Source organism: Streptomyces pactum (assembly GCF_002005225.1).
Taxonomy (GTDB): Bacteria; Actinomycetota; Actinomycetes; order Streptomycetales; family Streptomycetaceae; genus Streptomyces; species Streptomyces pactum_A.
The window spans coordinates 3,019,878-3,036,087 of sequence record NZ_CP019724.1 but is presented as its reverse complement, the minus strand read 5'-3'; the positions used below and the strand labels follow the sequence as shown (position 1 = coordinate 3,036,087).

General features: G+C 71.6%; 13 protein-coding genes. 5 read left to right on the top strand and 8 right to left on the bottom strand.

The features are described from left to right. The first annotated feature begins 231 nt into the window (after nt 1-231). From B1H29_RS12170 to B1H29_RS12160, 3 genes are all read left to right on the top strand, one after another. A complete protein-coding gene (locus B1H29_RS12170) occupies nt 232-1,197 on the top strand; it encodes a zinc-binding dehydrogenase (protein ID WP_055417900.1) in 966 nt (321 codons plus the stop codon). 133 nt (nt 1,198-1,330) lie between these two features. Next, entirely contained in the window at nt 1,331-1,540 is a 210-nt protein-coding gene (locus B1H29_RS12165; protein ID WP_055417899.1) for a helix-turn-helix domain-containing protein, read from the top strand. Further along, nucleotides 1,540-2,103 carry a Clp protease N-terminal domain-containing protein gene (locus B1H29_RS12160; RefSeq protein ID WP_055417898.1) on the top strand — a complete coding sequence of 188 codons (564 nt, stop codon included), beginning with the start codon at nt 1,540-1,542 and terminating at the stop codon, nt 2,101-2,103. The genes B1H29_RS12165 and B1H29_RS12160 overlap by 1 nt, the downstream gene beginning before the upstream one ends. A 129-nt stretch (nt 2,104-2,232) precedes the next feature. On the opposite strand, the gene B1H29_RS12155 is transcribed toward B1H29_RS12160, so the two are convergent. Together B1H29_RS12155 and B1H29_RS12150 are read right to left on the bottom strand one after the other, a co-directional pair. Beyond that, a complete protein-coding gene (locus B1H29_RS12155) occupies nt 2,233-3,288 on the bottom strand; it encodes a PadR family transcriptional regulator (RefSeq protein WP_055417897.1) in 1,056 nt (351 codons plus the stop codon). Nucleotide 3,289: 1 nt separating this feature from the next. Beyond that, nucleotides 3,290-4,234 carry a DUF4097 family beta strand repeat-containing protein gene (locus tag B1H29_RS12150; protein ID WP_159027814.1) on the bottom strand — a complete coding sequence of 315 codons (945 nt, stop codon included), beginning with the start codon at nt 4,232-4,234 and terminating at the stop codon, nt 3,290-3,292. 137 nt (nt 4,235-4,371) lie between these two features. Here B1H29_RS12150 and B1H29_RS12145 point away from each other — a divergent pair, with 137 nt between their 5' ends. Further along, the gene (locus tag B1H29_RS12145) at nt 4,372-5,181 is read left to right on the top strand and encodes a hypothetical protein (RefSeq protein WP_055417895.1); all 810 of its coding nucleotides are present in this window, start codon (nt 4,372-4,374) and stop codon (nt 5,179-5,181) included. A gap of 177 nt (nt 5,182-5,358) precedes the next feature. Here the strand turns inward: B1H29_RS12145 and B1H29_RS12140 are convergent, their stop codons facing one another. The 5 genes from B1H29_RS12140 to B1H29_RS12120 form a co-directional block, all read right to left on the bottom strand. Beyond that, nucleotides 5,359-5,538, bottom strand: a complete 180-nt coding sequence (locus tag B1H29_RS12140) for a DUF6104 family protein (protein WP_014674941.1) — start codon at nt 5,536-5,538, stop codon at nt 5,359-5,361. 175 nt (nt 5,539-5,713) lie between these two features. After that, nucleotides 5,714-9,541: a multifunctional oxoglutarate decarboxylase/oxoglutarate dehydrogenase thiamine pyrophosphate-binding subunit/dihydrolipoyllysine-residue succinyltransferase subunit gene (locus B1H29_RS12135; protein WP_055418923.1), complete on the bottom strand. Its 3,828-nt coding sequence runs from the start codon at nt 9,539-9,541 to the stop codon at nt 5,714-5,716. Nucleotides 9,542-9,836: 295 nt separating this feature from the next. Continuing rightward, entirely contained in the window at nt 9,837-10,961 is a 1,125-nt protein-coding gene (locus B1H29_RS12130; protein WP_055417894.1) for a sensor histidine kinase, read from the bottom strand. Beyond that, nucleotides 10,958-11,698 carry a response regulator transcription factor gene (locus tag B1H29_RS12125; protein WP_055417893.1) on the bottom strand — a complete coding sequence of 247 codons (741 nt, stop codon included), beginning with the start codon at nt 11,696-11,698 and terminating at the stop codon, nt 10,958-10,960. Before B1H29_RS12125 ends, B1H29_RS12130 begins: the two co-directional genes overlap by 4 nt. Before the next feature lie 113 nt (nt 11,699-11,811). Further along, on the bottom strand, nt 11,812-12,510 hold the full coding sequence (locus B1H29_RS12120) for a spermidine synthase (RefSeq protein WP_055417892.1): 699 nt from the start codon (nt 12,508-12,510) through the stop codon (nt 11,812-11,814). Between the two features lie 253 nt (nt 12,511-12,763). On the opposite strand from B1H29_RS12120, the gene lon reads away from it, so the two are divergent. Further along, entirely contained in the window at nt 12,764-15,262 is a 2,499-nt protein-coding gene (gene lon, locus B1H29_RS12115) for an endopeptidase La (protein WP_055417891.1), read from the top strand. Between the two features lie 76 nt (nt 15,263-15,338). On the opposite strand, the gene B1H29_RS12110 is transcribed toward lon, so the two are convergent. Next, a complete protein-coding gene (locus B1H29_RS12110; RefSeq protein WP_055417890.1) occupies nt 15,339-16,166 on the bottom strand; it encodes a lysozyme in 828 nt (275 codons plus the stop codon). Nucleotides 16,167-16,210 lie beyond the last annotated feature (44 nt).

Below are 16,210 nucleotides of genomic sequence, written 5' to 3'. Positions count from 1 at the left end.
TCCTCGGTGGACGGGGCCGTCTGCTTTCGCGGACCGCGTTCTCGCGGGCTCGGGACGTGACGTGGGTGTGCGGGGCGGGTGGGCGGCCGGGAGTGGCCGGGGTCTTCCGGTCACGCGTGGGGGCGCGATGCCCGCACCTTTGCCGGGAGCGGCCGGCCGCGGTGACAAGAGGGCGTGTGTCACAGGGGCGTACGGTTCCGGATGGCGGGTGGGGAACCTATCGTCAAGGTCATGTTCGCTGTCTACGCCGCCCGCATCGACCGCGACCAGCCGCTGACCGGCCTCGAGTTGGGAGAGCGTCCCGCTCCCGAGGCCCGCCCCGGCTGGAGTGTCGTCGATGTCAGGGCCGCCTCCCTCAACCACCACGACCTGTGGTCCCTGCGCGGCGTCGGCCTCCCCGAGGACCGGCTGCCGATGATCCTCGGCTGTGACGCCGCCGGTGTCGACGAGGACGGCAACGAGGTCGTCCTGCACTCCGTGATCGGCCAGACCGGACACGGGGTCGGTCCCAAGGAGCCCCGCTCCATCCTCACCGAGCGCTATCCGGGAACGTTCGCCGAGCGGGTCGCCGTGCCGACCTGGAACATCCTGCCCAAGCCTAAGGAGCTCTCCTTCGAGGAGGCGGCCTGTCTGCCGACCGCCTGGCTGACGGCGTACCGGATGCTGTTCACCAACGCCGGGGTGCGTCCGGGTGACTCGGTGCTGGTGCAGGGCGCCGGCGGTGGGGTCGCCACGGCCGCGATCGTGCTCGGCAAGGCGGCCGGACTGCGTGTCTTCGCCACCAGCCGGGACGAGGCCAAGCGCAAGCGGGCCCTGGAGCTGGGCGCCGTGGAGGCCGTCGAGCCGGGCGCGCGGCTGTCGCGGCGGGTCGATGCCGTCATCGAGACCGTGGGCGCCGCCACCTGGTCCCACTCGGTGAAGTCGCTGCGGCCGGGTGGCACGCTCGTCATCTCCGGCGCCACCAGCGGCGACCGGCCCTCCCATGCCGAGCTCACCCGGGTCTTCTTCCTGGAGCTCAGGATCGTCGGCTCCACGATGGGCACCAAGGACGAGCTGGAGGACCTGCTGTCCTTCTGCGCCGCGACGGGTGTGCGTCCCGTCATCGACGAGGTGCTTCCGATGGACCGGGCCCGCGAGGGGTTCGAGCGGATGGCCTCCGGGGAGCAGTTCGGCAAGATCGTGCTCAGCGGTTCCTGACGCGTTCCCCCGAACCGTCCAGAGCGTCTACGGCGGGCCCGGTCGTCCGGGCCCGCCGTTCGCGTTCCCCGTACGGCAGCCAGGATGTCAACGGGGGTTGACATGCTCGAGGCTGTCAACCTATGTTGACCGCATGAGTGAAGCAACGGATCTCGCCGCGCGTGCGGGTGATCGCGATCCTCGGGTCGGGCTGCGGGCCGTCGCCGCACTGCGGAGGCTGCTGGAGCAGCTCGAGGCGGTGCAGGTGCGCAGCGCGCGCAATCAGGGGTGGTCGTGGCAGGAGATCGCCACCGAACTCGGGGTCAGCAGGCAGGCCGTGCACAAGAAGTACGGGAGGCATTGATGTTCGAGCGGTTCACGAAGGACGCCCGGGACGTGGTGCAGGGGGCGGTCGAGTACGCGGAGGGGGCGCGGGCGCAGACCGTTGATGCCGAGCATCTGCTGCTCGCCCTGCTGGATCGCGAGGGAAGCCGTGCCTCCTTCGCGCTGTCTGCGCTCGGGGCCGGCGAGCGCAAGGGCGCGGTCCGGCGGGCCCTCGCGGAGGCACGACGCCGGGCCGGGCTGTCGCAGGCCGAGACCGACGCCCTCGCCGGGCTGGGGATCGACGTCTCCGAGATCGTCGCCCGGGTGGAGGAGGCCCATGGTGTCGGTGCGATGTCCGGCGGCCGGAAGGGCAAGCGCTGGTGGTCCGGGCACCGCGGGTTCAGCAAGGGTGCCAAGGGGGTGCTGGAGCAGGCCTTGCGGGTCGCCGTCGCCCGGCGCGACCGGCACATCGGGGACGAGCACATTCTCCTCGCCCTGACCGTCCGCCCCGGTGTGCCCGCCGAGGTGCTCGCCGACCACGGGGTGACCCACGAGTCGCTGCTCAGGGTCCTGGGTGAGGGCACCGACGAGGCCTGCGCCTGACGTGCGTGGCGTCCCCCAACGGGGCACCCTCGTCGGGGGCCCCAGCGGGGCGCCCCGACGGGGCGCCCCGGGGCGCCCTCGGTGAGGTGTCCCCGGCCAGGCGCCCCCGGCTGTGCGCCGCGCCGGGGTTCAGGTCTTCGGTGCCCGCAGTATCGCTCCGATGTGCGCGGCGGCCGTCGACAACCGGTGGCGGGCGTCGCGGAGCTGGTCGGCCGTGACACCGTGGTCCCGGGCCGCATCGCGGATGTCGTCCCGGAAACGGTCGAGCAGCCGGTCCAGGTCCCGGGCCGGATCGCCGGTGGCCTCCGCCGCGTCCTCGTGGGCCCAGGCCGGGGTGTAACCGGCCGGGAAGTCCTCGGGGGTGGCGGAGTACTCGGGCCGGTGGGCGGTCGTGGCGGCGTCGGTGCGGCCGAAGCCCCAGTCCTTGCCGAACTCCTTCCCGAAGTCCTTTCCGAAGTCGCCGACCTCCTTGGCCAGTTCGCTCAACCCCTCGCGCAGGCCCGTCGGCCAGTCACCCCGCGAGAAGTGGTCCTGCACCTGTTCCTGGACCCGCTGGGCGATGCGCTGCACCTCTTCCTGGGCCTGTGCCCGGGCCCGCTCCTGGGCCTCCTTGGCCTGGAGCCGGGCCCGTTGTGCCTCGTCACGGGCGCGGCGGCTCTCGTCCTTGGCGCGGCGGGCCTGCTCCTTCCACTCCTGCTTGACGCGCCGCATCTCCTCCTTCGCGGCACGCCAGGCCTCCTTTTCGTCGGTGTCCGCGGAGCCGTCCGCCTCGCCGGGTGCGCCCGAGCCGGTGCCCCGGCGGGCCGCGCTGGCCGCCGCCCGCATCTCCCGGCGCAGATCACCCGCGGCGCCGCGCACGTCGGCCCGGATCTCGGCGGCGAGCTCGGCGACCGACTCCCGGATCTCCAGCTCCAGGTCGGCCAGCTCACCGCTGCGCTCGGACAGCTCGGCGCGGCCGGCGTCCGTGATGGCGTACACCTTCCGTCCGCCCTCGGTGGTGTGTGTGACCAGGCCCTCGGCCTCCAGCTTGGCCAGGCGCGGGTACACCGTGCCCGCCGATGGCGCGTACAGCCCCTGGAAGCGCTCTTCGAGGAGCCGGATCACCTCGTAGCCGTGGCGCGGGGCCTCGTCCAGGAGCTTGAGGAGGTAGAGGCGGAGGCGGCCGTGCGCGAAGACGGGGGACATGTCAGAGCACCTTCTTGTCGGTCGTGCAGTCGGCCGGGGCGCCGGTCGCGCCGTGGTCCCGGCCGGAACCGGAATTGTCCCCCGGGTCGTCCTGGGCGCCGCCCGCCGGGCCGGTGTCCCGCGGCTCCGGCTCCCACGGGGTGTCCGCCGGACGGCGCAGCAGGGCGATCGAGCCGGAGACAGTCGTGGCCTTCAGGCGGCCGTTGCCCGCGCCGAGCCGGCCGGTGATCCGCTTGGCGCCCCACTGACCGCCCACTCGGAGGTCCTCGAAGGCGCTGGAGACGGTGCCGCTCGCCGTGTTCGCCTCCACCTCCGCGTCGGCGGGCTGCGGCAGCCGGATGGCGATCTCCCCCGAGACGCTGGTCAGGCTGATGTCGGTGGGCTCGCCGGCGGTGTCCAGGTCCACGATCATCGAACCGCTCACCGAGTCCGCCCGGACGGAGGAGCCCGCCTCGACCACCGTCAGGTCGCCGGAGACGGAGTTGAACCGAAGGTCTCCGGTGAGGGCCTGCGCCTCCACGCTCCCGGAGACGGTGTCGGCGCGGACCGGGCCCGTGAGGCTCACCAGCGTGGTGTCGCCGGAGATGCCCTTCACCTCCGCGCGCCCGTCGAGCCCGGAGACCACGGCCGCGGCGCTGACGACCCCCACCTCCACGCGGGTGCCGGTCGGCACGGCCAGGGAGACCACCGCGCTGCGGCGCCAGCCCTTGCGGTCGAGCCATTTGAGGAAGCCCTTCCAGGGCAGGTCCTCGTAGGCCACCGTGAGCACGCCGTCCTGGTGGGTCACGATCAAGGGTGGTCCCTCGATCTCGGAGACCTCCAGGCGGGCGGAACCCTCGTCCGTACCCACCACGTTGACTGTTCCATTGACGACGCGTACCTGGAGCTCGCTCACGGGCTCGTCGAAGGTGAGTTTCCCGGGCTCCGCGACAGACCACTCGGACATGGTGCAGACCTCCTCGACCGAACGCGCCATATCGCGTCCTCCGCAATTCACGATATATCGCGGACCCGGAAAGTCAAGACACTCGTTCTGGTGACCTGCGATCGGCCGAAGGTGCTGGATTGACCTAGTTTGTGAGCATGTCGACGGAAGAGTCCGTGTCCGATCCCGCTCCCGGTGCTCTGCTGCTGTGCCGCGCCGAGCCGGACTCCGTCGCCGCCGTCGCCCCGCTGCTGGGCGAACGCATGCCGCTGGTCCGGGCCGGCGAGGAGTGGAGCGTGCTCGTCCCGGAGGGCCGGCCCTGGCGGCACGGCGGCGAACCGGTCGACCGGGTGGTCACCGGCTGGGCCGCCGCCCTCGCGGTCGGCGCTCCGTGGCCCGTACTCGCCCTGTGGTGGGACGCCGACCGGGCCGGCTACGCCCTCGCGTCGGGATTCCGCCGCCCCGTCGGCTACGTGTGGCTCGCGGGCGGCACTCCGGCCGGCGAGGACGAGGCGATGCGCACCTTCGCCGCCCGTCTCGGCCTGGACCCCGTCCTGGACGTCCAGTCGCTGGACCGGCTGACGGAGCCGGAGCCCGGGGCGGACGCCCGTGCCAGGCTGCGCGGACTGCTCGCGGTGCTCACGCGTGCGGGCGTCGCGCTCCCCGCGGGCCTCGACCCCGGCGAGCCCGCCGACCGCCTCGAAGAGGCCGCCCGCGCCCTGCCCGAGGTCCGGTGGACCGAGGCGGCCGGGCGTCATCCCACCGCCGACGAGAGCCGCCTCGCCCCCTGGATGCCCTGGGTGGGCGGCCCGGGCGCCCGTGCCCTGGCCGTGGCCCAGGTGGCGGCCGGCCTGCCGCTCACCGTCTGGGGCCTGCGCCGCCGTGCCGGAGGCTGGACCACGGCGGGGGCGCTGCTGGTCGCGCACGGCGCGCTGGGAGTGGCGTACGGTCTGGCCCGGCGTCCGTGACAACCGCGAGGCGGCGGGGGCACGGCGTCCGTGACAATTCCGCGGAGGCGGCGGCGTGGCGTACGACCCGGCCCGGCGTCCGTGACCACCGCGAGGAGGCGAGGCGGCGGCGGAGGCGGCGGCGTGGCGTACGACCCGGCCCGGCGTCCGCGACAACCCCGAGGAGGCGCGGCGGAGCTACTCGTCTTCCTCGTCGTCCAGCCGCGCCAGCCACGTCGCCAGCCGCTCCACCGGCACCTCGAAGTCCGGGTTGAGGTCGACGAAGGTCCGCAACTGCTCGGCGAGCCACTCGAAGGTGACCTCCTCCTCGCCGCGCCGCTTCTCCAGTTCCTCGATGCCGCGGTCGGTGAAGTACAACGTGCTCTCCGTCGGATGGGGTCGAAGGATGGGGTCGAACAAGGCCGGATCTGTGGAACCGCTGGTCCCAGGATAGGACGTGTGCGACACGCCGAAGGGCCCGGTCCGCGTTCACAGGAACGGGGACCGGGCCCTTCGGCGTGCCCGTCAGGTCACGTCAGGCGGGTTCGCGGGCTCAGGCCTCGAACACCTCACGCACCAGTTGCTCCTGCTCGGCCTGGTGCCGCTTGGCGGAACCGACGGCCGGGGAGGAGCCGTGCGGGCGCGAGATGCGGCGCAGGCGCTCGCCGTGCGGGACGTCGGCGCCGACCGCCAGGTCCAGGTGGTCGATCAGGTTGAGCGCGATGAACGGCCAGGCACCCTGGTTCGCCGGCTCCTCCTGGGTCCACAGGTACTTCTCGGCGTTCGGGTACTTGGCGATCTCCGCCTGGAGCTCGGCACCCGGCAGCGGGTACAGGCGCTCGATGCGGATGATGGCCGTGTCCGTCACACCGCGCTTCTTCCGCTCGGCGTCGAGGTCGTAGTAGACCTTGCCCGCGCAGAAGACGACCTTCTTGACCGCGGCCGCCTCGACCGAGTCGTCGCCGATGACCGGGCGGAACTGGCCCGTTGTGAACTCCTCCGCCTTCGAGGCGGCGGCCTTGAGGCGCAGCATCGACTTCGGGGTGAAGACGACCAGCGGCTTGTGGTGCGGGTTGTGCACCTGCCACCGCAGGAGGTGGAAGTAGTTCGACGGCAGGGTCGGCATCGCGACCGTCATGTTGTTCTGCGCGCAGAGCTGCAGGAAGCGCTCCGGGCGGGCCGAGGAGTGGTCCGGGCCCTGGCCCTCGTAGCCGTGCGGCAGGAGGAGGGTGACACCGGAGGTCTGGTTCCACTTCTGCTCGGCCGACGAGATGAACTCGTCCACGACCGTCTGGGCGCCGTTGACGAAGTCGCCGAACTGCGCCTCCCACATCACCAGCGCGTCGGGGCGGGCCAGCGAGTAGCCGTACTCGAAGCCCATCACCGCGTACTCGGAGAGCAGGGAGTTGTAGACGTTGTACCGGGCCTGGTCCTCGGACAGGTACAGCAGCGGCGTGAACTCGTCACCGGTCTCGCGGTTGATGAGCACCGCGTGCCGCTGGCCGAAGGTCCCGCGCTGCGAGTCCTGGCCGGACAGCCGGACCGGGACGCCCTCCAGGAGGAGCGAGCCGACGGCGAGGGTCTCGCCCATGCCCCAGTCGATCGTGCCGTCCTCGACCATCGCCGCCCGGCGCTGGAGCTGCGGCAGCAGCCGCGGGTGCACGGTGACGTGGTCGGGGATGTTGACCTGGGACTCGGCGATCCGCTTGACGGTCTCGGCGGTGACCGCGGTGTTCACGGAGACCGGGAACTCGGCCTGCGGGTCCGAGGGCTCGGCGGCGGCCGGCTGGGAGGCGGCCTCGCGCACCTCGGTGAAGACCTTCTCGAGCTGGCCCTGGTAGTCCTGCAGCGCCTGCTCGGCCTCTTCCAGGGTGATGTCGCCGCGACCGATGAGGGACTCGGTGTACAGCTTGCGCACCGAGCGCTTCTTGTCGATCAGGTCGTACATCAGCGGCTGGGTGAAGGCCGGGTTGTCGGTCTCGTTGTGACCGCGGCGGCGGTAGCAGATGAGGTCGATCACCACGTCCTTGTTGAACGCCTGGCGGAACTCGAAGGCCAGGCGCGCCACGCGGACGCAGGCCTCCGGGTCGTCGCCGTTCACGTGGAAGATCGGGGCCTCGATCATGCGGGCCACGTCCGTCGCGTACATCGAGGAGCGCGAGGACTCCGGGGCGGCGGTGAAGCCGACCTGGTTGTTGATGACGACGTGGACCGTGCCGCCGGTGCGGTAGCCGCGCAACTGCGACATGTTCAGGGTCTCGGCCACCACGCCCTGGCCCGCGAAGGCCGCGTCGCCGTGGACCGCGACGGGCAGGACGGTGAAGTCCGTGCCGCCCTTGTTGATGATGTCCTGCTTGGCGCGCGCGACGCCCTCCAGGACAGGGTCCACCGCCTCCAGGTGCGAGGGGTTGGCGACCAGCGAGACCTTGATCTGCTCGCCGTCCAGGCCGGTGAAGGTGCCCTCGGCGCCCAGGTGGTACTTCACGTCACCGGAGCCGTGCATCGACTTCGGGTCGAGGTTGCCCTCGAACTCGCGGAAGATCTGCGCGTACGACTTGCCGACGACGTTGGCCAGCACGTTCAGCCGGCCGCGGTGGGCCATGCCGATGACGACCTCGTCCAGGCGGGACTCGGCCGCCGAGTCGATGACCGCGTCCAGCAGCGGGATGACGGACTCGCCGCCCTCCAGGGAGAAGCGCTTCTGGCCGACGTACTTGGTCTGGAGGAACGTCTCGAACGCCTCGGCGGCGTTCAGGCGGCGCAGGATGCGGAGCTGCTCCTCGCGCTCCGGCTTGGTGTGCGAGCGCTCGATGCGGTCCTGGATCCACTTGCGCTGCTTGGGGTCCTGGATGTGCATGAACTCGACGCCGGTGGTGCGGCAGTACGAGTCGCGCAGCACGCCGAGGATGTCGCGCAGCTTCATCAGGGACTTGCCGGCGAAGCCGCCGACCGCGAACTCGCGCTCCAGGTCCCACAGGGTGAGCCCGTGCTCGGTGATGTCCAGGTCGGGGTGCTTGCGCTGCTGGTACTCCAGCGGGTCGGTGTCGGCCATGACGTGGCCGCGGACCCGGTAGGAGTGGATCAGCTCGAAGACGCGGGCGGCCTTGGTGACGTCGTCGTCGTGCGAGGCGTCGATGTCCTTGAGCCAGCGGACCGGCTCGTAGGGGATGCGCAGTGCCTCGAAGATCTCGTCGTAGAAGCCGTTCTCGCCGAGGAGGAGGTTGGCGACCTGGCGCAGGAACTCGCCGGAGGCGGCGCCCTGGATGACCCGGTGGTCGTAGGTCGACGTGAGCGTCATGACCTTCGAGATGCCGAGCTTGTTCAGGGTGTCCTGGCTGGTGCCCTGGAACTCCGCGGGGTAGTCCATCGAGCCGACGCCCATGATGACGGCCTGGCCGGGCATCAGGCGCGGCACCGAGTGGACGGTGCCGAGGCCGCCGGGGTTGGTCAGGGAGACCGTGACGCCGGAGAAGTCGTCCATCGTCAGCTTGCCGTCGCGGGCGCGGCGGACGATGTCCTCGTAGGCCTGCCAGAACTCGAAGAAGTTCAGCGTCTCGGCCTTCTTGATCGCCGCGACGACGAGCTGGCGGTCGCCGTTGGGCTTGACCAGGTCGATGGCGAGACCGAGGTTGACGTGTGCCGGCTTGATGAGCGTCGGCTTGCCGTCCTTCTCGCCGAACGCGTAGTTCATCGAGGGCATGGCCTTGATGGCCTGCACCATCGCGTAGCCGATCAGGTGCGTGAAGGAGATCTTCCCGCCCCGGGCGCGCTTGAGGTGGTTGTTGATGACGATGCGGTTGTCGAACAGCAGCTTCACCGGGACCGCGCGCACGGACGTGGCCGTGGGCAGCTCCAGCGAGGCGTTCATGTTCTTCGCGACCGCGGCGGCGGGACCGCGCAGCGTCACCAGCTCGGGCCCCTCGGGGGCCTCGGCGGCGGTGGCGTCCTTGGCGGGCGCGGCGGCCTTCGCCTGCGGCTTGGCGGCGGGCTTGGCCGGGGCGGGCTTCGCGGCCGGAGCCGCCGGGGCGGCGGCGGGCTGCGCGGCCTGCTGTGCGGGCGCGGCGGCCTGCTGGGGGGCGGCCTGGGGCCGAGCCGGGGCGGGAGCCTGCGCCTGCGGCGCGGGGGCGGCCTGGGGGGCGCTGCCGGAGTCCGCGCTCGCGGCACCGGAGGCGGACTGGGCCGCGGCCGCTCCCGGCTTGTAGTCGGCGAAGAAGTCCCACCAGGCTCGGTCCACGGAATTCGGATCCTGGAGGTACTGCTGATAGATCTCGTCGACGAGCCACTCATTGGCACCGAACGCGGCGGCGGGGTTCTTGCCCGCGTTGCCCGCTTGGTCGGTGTCGGTCGAGATGCTCGAGTTACTGGGGGACTGTGGCGACACGGCGAGAACCGCCCTCTTCCGCTTCTTCACAAGATGGTGGACAGCGGGAATCAAGGCTACGCCTCCCGGACCCGGAAGGTCAGACCGGGCCGGTTCATCGTCGCGTAAGTCACATCGCAGACCGCGTTTCGGCGCTGGAAATGGCGGGAAACAAGCGAGGTTCTGCTGCATGAGGGAAGGGGAGACCGGGACCCGGCGCCGAGAAAACGCGGGTCTGTGCCTGGTCTGCGCCTGATCACACGTGTCCGCCAGCGCGGACGTCAGTGGATCTTGACGCTCCGCTTCGAACCCTACGTCAACTCGACGCCGATGACAGGCCCGGAAGAGTGATGAGAATCCGGCAGCCCCGCTCGGATTCGGCCACCCCGATCCGGCCGCCGTGCAGATCCACCGCCCAGCGCGCGATCGCCAGGCCGAGCCCGGTGCCCCCGTCGCTGCCCGGACCGTGCGGTCGGGACACCGAACCCCGGTTGAAGCGCTCGAACACCCGGCGCCACTCCGAGCGCGGAATGCCGGGTCCCTCGTCGAGAACCTCCAGTTCCAGCGACTCCGGCAGTTCCCCGCGCCGCGCCCTGACCGTCACCCGGCCGTGCGGCGGGCTGTGCTTGACCGCGTTGTCGATGAGGTTGGCGACGACCTGGTGGATGCGCTCGGGGTCGGCGTGCGCGGTCAGCTCGGGCGGGAAGACGTCGAGGGCCAGATGCACGTCGGTACGGGTGTGGTTGCCGGAGCCGGAGGCGATGCCCGCGCGTGCCGACGCGACCATGTTGGCCTCCTTCAGGACGCCGGACAGGTACGGCCACACCTCGAAGCGCCGCTTGCGCAGCGGTATGACGCCGTTGTCCAGGCGGGAGAGGTCCAGCAGCGTCTCCACCAGCCGGCCGAGCCGCTCCGTCTGCCCGAGCGCCGTGCGCATGGTCTCCGGATCGGCCTCGGTGACCCCGTCGACGATGTTCTCCAGCACCGCGCGCAGGCCCGCGATGGGGGTGCGCAGCTCGTGCGAGACGTTCGCCACCAGCTCCTTGCGCTGGAGGTCCTGGGCCTCCAGGTCGTCGGCCATGCGGTTGATGGTGACGGCGAGGTCGCCCAGTTCGTCCCGGCGGTTCTCCCGCACCCGGCGCGTGTAGTCCCCGTGCGAGATGGAGCGGGCCACGGCGTTCATCTCGTCCAGCGGTGCGGTGAGCGAGTGCGCGACGAACTGGGTGATCAGCAGCGTGGCGATCATCGAGAAGACGGTGATGAAGCGCAGCTCCGTCTTGGTGTGCACCGCTATCACCGAAAGGCCGGTGGTGATCAGCACCGACGTGACGACCAGCGCGCCCAGCTTGGTCTTGATCGAGAACGGGCGTACGCCGCCCCAGGGATCCCCGGTGCTCCGGGGGCCGGGGCTCCTCCGTGCGGCCTGACGCCCTCGGCTCATGGCGTCGGTGTCTCCAGCGCGTAGCCCACGCCGTGCACCGTGCGGATGCGCTCGGCGCCGATCTTGCGCCGCAGCGCCTTGATGTGGCTGTCGACGGTCCGGGTGCCGGAGGCGTCCGCCCAGTCCCACACCTCGGCCAGCAACTGCTCACGGGAGAGCACCGCGCGCGGGGTGTTCGCCAGGCAGACCAGCAGGTCGAACTCGGTGGGGGTGAGGTGCACGTCGTCGCTGCGCACCCGCACCCGGCGCTGCGCGTGGTCGATCTCCAGTTCGCCGAGGCGCAGGATGCCGCTGCGCGGCGTGGAGGCGGCCACGACGGCCCGCTCCACCCGGCGCAGCAGGACGTGCACGCGCGCGGCCAGCTCGCGCATCGAGAACGGCTTGGTCATGTAGTCGTCGGCGCCCACGCCGAGCCCGACCAGCATGTCCGTCTCGTCGTCGCGCGCGGTGAGCATCAGCACCGGCACCGGACGCTGGGCCTGCACGCGCCGGCAGACCTCCAGGCCGTCGAAGCCGGGCAGCATGATGTCGAGGATCAGCAGGTCGGGCTGCCATGCCTCGGCCGTGTCGACCGCGGACGGACCGTCGCCCGCCGTTTGCACCAGGAACCCCTCGGCGCGCAGGCGGGTCGCGATGGCGTCCACGATCGTCTGGTCGTCCTCGACCACCAGCACCCGTCGCTGTGCGCCCGGAGTTGCCGTCGCCGTGCCGTTGTGGGAGGTCTGTGTCTGCTCCATCGCCCGCCCCTGAGGTGTGCTTTCCGGAATCCGTGGGGTGATCCCATGACTGCGCTTGACGCTTGAATGATCCGCGTCAGAGCAGCAGCGTACGGGGAGGCACCGCGCCTTTGCTATCCAGGCCCGATGCCGAGGTGGACGACGTCCGGAACGCCCCGGGCAACGGGGATCTCTTCGGTACGCACGTGTTGGAACCCGGCATTACGCAAGGTTTCTTCGAATTCCACAGAGGGCTGCGCAGACCATACGGCAAGCACCCCGCCGGGCCTCAACACCCTTGCGCAGCCCGCGAGTCCGGCCGGCGCGTAGAGCCCGTCGTTGCCCTCGGTGACGGTCCAGCCGGGGCCGTTGTCGATGTCGAGACAGAGCGCGTCGTACGTGTCGGATGTCTCATTGACGTACTCCACGAGATCCGCTTCCACGATCTCCGCGCGCGGATCGGCCAGCGCCTCGGTGGACAGCGCGGCCAGCGGTCCGTCCCGGTGCCAGTCGATGATGGCGCGCTCGCGCTCGACGACCGCGATCCGGCCCCAGCGGGGGTCGGCGGCGGCGTGTGCGAGCGAGAAGCCGACGCCGAGCCCGCCGATGAGCAGGTGCGGCGCGCTCCGTCCGGCGGAGGCGGCGAGGGCGTCGGCCGCCGCGTCGACCAGGTGCCGCTCCGAGCGTCCGTCGGAGGTGTCCATCAGGAAGCAGCCGTTCGCGATGATCTGCAGCAGCGCCCCGTGCCGGCGCAGGACGACCTCGCCGTGCGGGCCCTCGCGACGGTCCAGCACTTCGGGGATGTCGTAGGAGTCGTGGGAAGTGGTGGGCATCGGCCCATCCTGGCAGGGGGAATGCCGGGGCCTTCGCCCGTGCTCCCGTCCAAGGGGTCCGAAGCGCCTGCCGCCACGGGCCCCGGGCCCTGGCGGTACCGGGCCCTGGCGGTACCGGGCCCCGGGGCTCCCCGCCGCGGGTCCCGAGGCTCCCGCCCCCTTGATCGCTCAGAGCGAACACGCTGTGGGGAACAATCAAGGGCTCGCTTTCATTGAGTCGATGTAACTCAACTTGACTGCCGAAGGGGAGATCATGGCTGCTGAGTCCGCCGCCTTCACACCGCTCACCCTGCCCGTGCTGCCGCTCGACGACGAAGTGGTCCTGCCCGGAATGGTCGTCCCCCTGGACCTGAGCGACGCCGAGGTACGGGCCGCGGTGGAGGCCGCCCAGGCCGCCGCCAGGTCCGAGCCCGGCAAGCCCCGGGTCCTGCTCGTCCCGCGCGTCGACGGCACCTACGCCAAGACCGGCGTCCTCGGCACGGTGGAGCAGGTCGGCCGGCTGGCCGACGGCGACCCGGGAGCCCTGATCCGCGGCCGGGACCGCGTGCGGATCGGTGCCGGCACGACCGGCCCCGGCGCCGCGCTGTGGGTCGAGGGCACGCGCGTCGACGACACCGTGCCCGACCCGCTGCCCGGCCAGGTCACCGAGCTGGTGAAGGAGTACAAGGCGCTCGCCACCGCCTGGCTGCGCAAGCGCGGTGCCTGGCAGGTGGTCGACCGCGTCCAGGCCATCGACGGCGTCTCCGCGCTCGCCGACAACTCCGGCTACTCGCCCTTCCTCACCACCGAGCAGAAGGTCGAGCTCCTGGAGACCGCCGACCCGGTCGCCCGGCTGCGGCTCGCCACCCAGCAACTGCGCGACCACCTCGCCGAGCAGGACGTCGCCGAGACCATCGCCAAGGACGTCCAGGAGGGCGTGGACAAGCAGCAGCGGGAGTTCCTGCTGCGCCGCCAGCTCGAAGCCGTGCGCAAGGAACTGCGCGATCTCAACGGCGAGCAGGAGGGCGAGGAGTCCGACGACTACCGCGCCCGCGTCGAGGCCGCCGACCTGCCCGAGAAGGTCCGCGAGGCCGCCCTCAAGGAGGTCGACAAGCTGGAGCGGTCCTCCGACCAGTCGCCGGAGGGCTCCTGGATCCGCACCTGGCTCGACACCGTCCTCGAACTGCCGTGGAACGTCCGCACCGAGGACGCCTACGACATCCGGGGTGCGCAGGCCGTCCTCGACGACGAGCACGCGGGTCTGGAGGACGTCAAGGAGCGGATCACCGAGTACCTGGCGGTGCGCAAGCGGCGCGTCGACCGGGGCCTCGGCGTCGTCGGCGGCCGGCCCGACAAGGGGGCGGCGCGAAGCGCCTCGGCTGAGGGCGGTGGTGGGCGACGGGGCGGCGGCGCCGTGCTGGCGCTGGTGGGCCCGCCCGGCGTCGGCAAGACCAGCCTCGGCGAGTCCGTCGCCCACGCGATGGGCCGCGAGTTCGTCCGCGTCGCCCTCGGCGGTGTCCGCGACGAGGCCGAGATCCGCGGCCACCGGCGTACGTACGTCGGCGCGCTGCCCGGCCGGATCGTCCGGGCGATCAAGGAGGCGGGCTCCATGAACCCGGTCGTGCTCCTCGACGAGATCGACAAGGTCGGCTCCGACTTCCGGGGCGACCCGGCCGCCGCCCTGCTCGAGGTGCTCGACCCGGCCCAGAACCACACCTTCCGGGACCACTACCTGGAGGTCGAGCTCGACCTGTCCGACGTGGTCTTCCTCGCGACGGCCAACGTCCTGGAGGCCATCCCGGAGGCCCTGCTCGACCGCATGGAGCTGGTCCGCCTCGACGGCTACACCGAGGACGAGAAGATCGTCATCGCCCGCGACCACCTGCTCCCGCGCCAGCTCGAGCGCGCCGGACTCGACCGGGACGAGGTCACGGTCGACGAGAGCGCGCTGCGCAAGCTGGCCGGCGAGTACACCCGTGAGGCGGGCGTGCGCACCCTGGAGCGGTCGATCGCCCGGCTGCTGCGCAAGCTGGCGGCCCAGCACGAGCTGGGCGAACGGCAACTGCCGTTCACCGTCACCGACGGCGACCTGCGTGCCCTGATCGGCCGGCCGCACCACGTGCCCGAGTCCGCCCAGGAACCGGCCGAGCGGCGCACCTCGGTGCCGGGCGTGGCCACCGGCCTCGCGGTCACCGGCGCGGGCGGCGACGTCCTGTACGTGGAGGCGTCGCTGGCCGACCCCGAGACGGGCGCGGCGGGCCTGACCCTGACCGGTCAGCTCGGCGACGTGATGAAGGAGTCGGCGCGGATCGCGCTGAGTTTCCTGCGCAGCCGCGGCGCCGAGCTGGAGCTGCCGGTGGGCGATCTGAAGGACCGGGGCGTGCACATCCACTTCCCGGCGGGCGCGGTCCCCAAGGACGGCCCGAGCGCCGGCATCACCATGACCACGGCGCTGGCCTCGCTGCTCTCCGGGCGGCTGGTCCGCACCGACGTGGCGATGACCGGAGAGGTCTCGCTGACCGGCCGTGTGCTGCCGATCGGCGGGGTCAAGCAGAAGCTGCTCGCGGCGCACCGGGCGGGCATCACCACGGTGATCATCCCCAAGCGCAACGAGCCCGACCTGGACGACGTCCCGGCCCAGGTGCTGGACAAGCTCGACGTCCACGCCGTCACCGACGTCCGCCAGGTCCTGGAACTGGCACTGGCACCGGCGACGAACGGTGCGGAGTCGGAGATTCCGGTCGCGGTGACGGGAGCAGCTCCCAGGCTTTAGGCACTTGGGGAGGACGCGACCGCAAGGACAGGGCCCGGGGCTCCCGTGGGGAGGCCCGGGCCCTTGCCCCGCCCGATCAGCCGTTGGCGAGCGCCCGGACGCGGTCCAGGGCCCCGTTGAACTTGTTGTGGTCCCCGACCGTCGGCCCGGACGAGGTGTACTGCCACATCGTGTAGTACGGCCAGCCCGCCGGCAGCGTCCCCACCGAGGAGGCGTACCGGGCGATCCACAGCGGGTTGTTCGCCGCGAAGCCGCCGTAGTTGCCGGTGCACTGGGTCCACCAGCTCGTGGCCGTGTAGATCACGGCGTCGCGGCCGGTGCGCGCCTTGTAGGTGTTCAGGAAGTCGCGGATCCAGGAGACCATCTGGCTCTGCGACTTGCCGTAGCAGGCGGCCCCGTACGGGTTCCACTCGATGTCCAGGGCGCCCGGCAGCGTCTTGCCGTCGCGGGACCAGCCGCCGCCGTGGTCGACGAAGTAGTTGGCCTGGGCGGCGCCGCTCGTCGTGTCCGGGGTCGCGAAGTGGTAGGCGCCGCGGATCATGCCGACGTTGTACGAGCCGTTGTACTGCTGGGCGAAGTAGGGGTTGGTGTAGTACGTCCCCTCGGTGGCCTTGACGTACGCCCACTTGACCCCGCTGTTCCACAGGGTCGACCAGGCGACGTTGCCCTGGTGGCTGGAGACGTCGACGCCCTCCGTCTGGGTGGCGTCGCCCGGGACGGGGGTGCCCTGCCGCCCGTCGTGCTCGAGGACGCCCATGCCCATGTGGGCGGAGCCGCGCGGCGGGGTGTCGGCGGCCGACGACGCCTGTGCGGGGAGGGCGGACACCAGGGAGAAGGCGGCGAGCAGGATCCCGGTGACGGCGAAGCGCCGGCCGCGGGCCGATCCGGATCTGTGCACGAGCATGACGTGCCTCCGATGGCTCGGTGGTGCTCGGTGGGGGTTGCGTG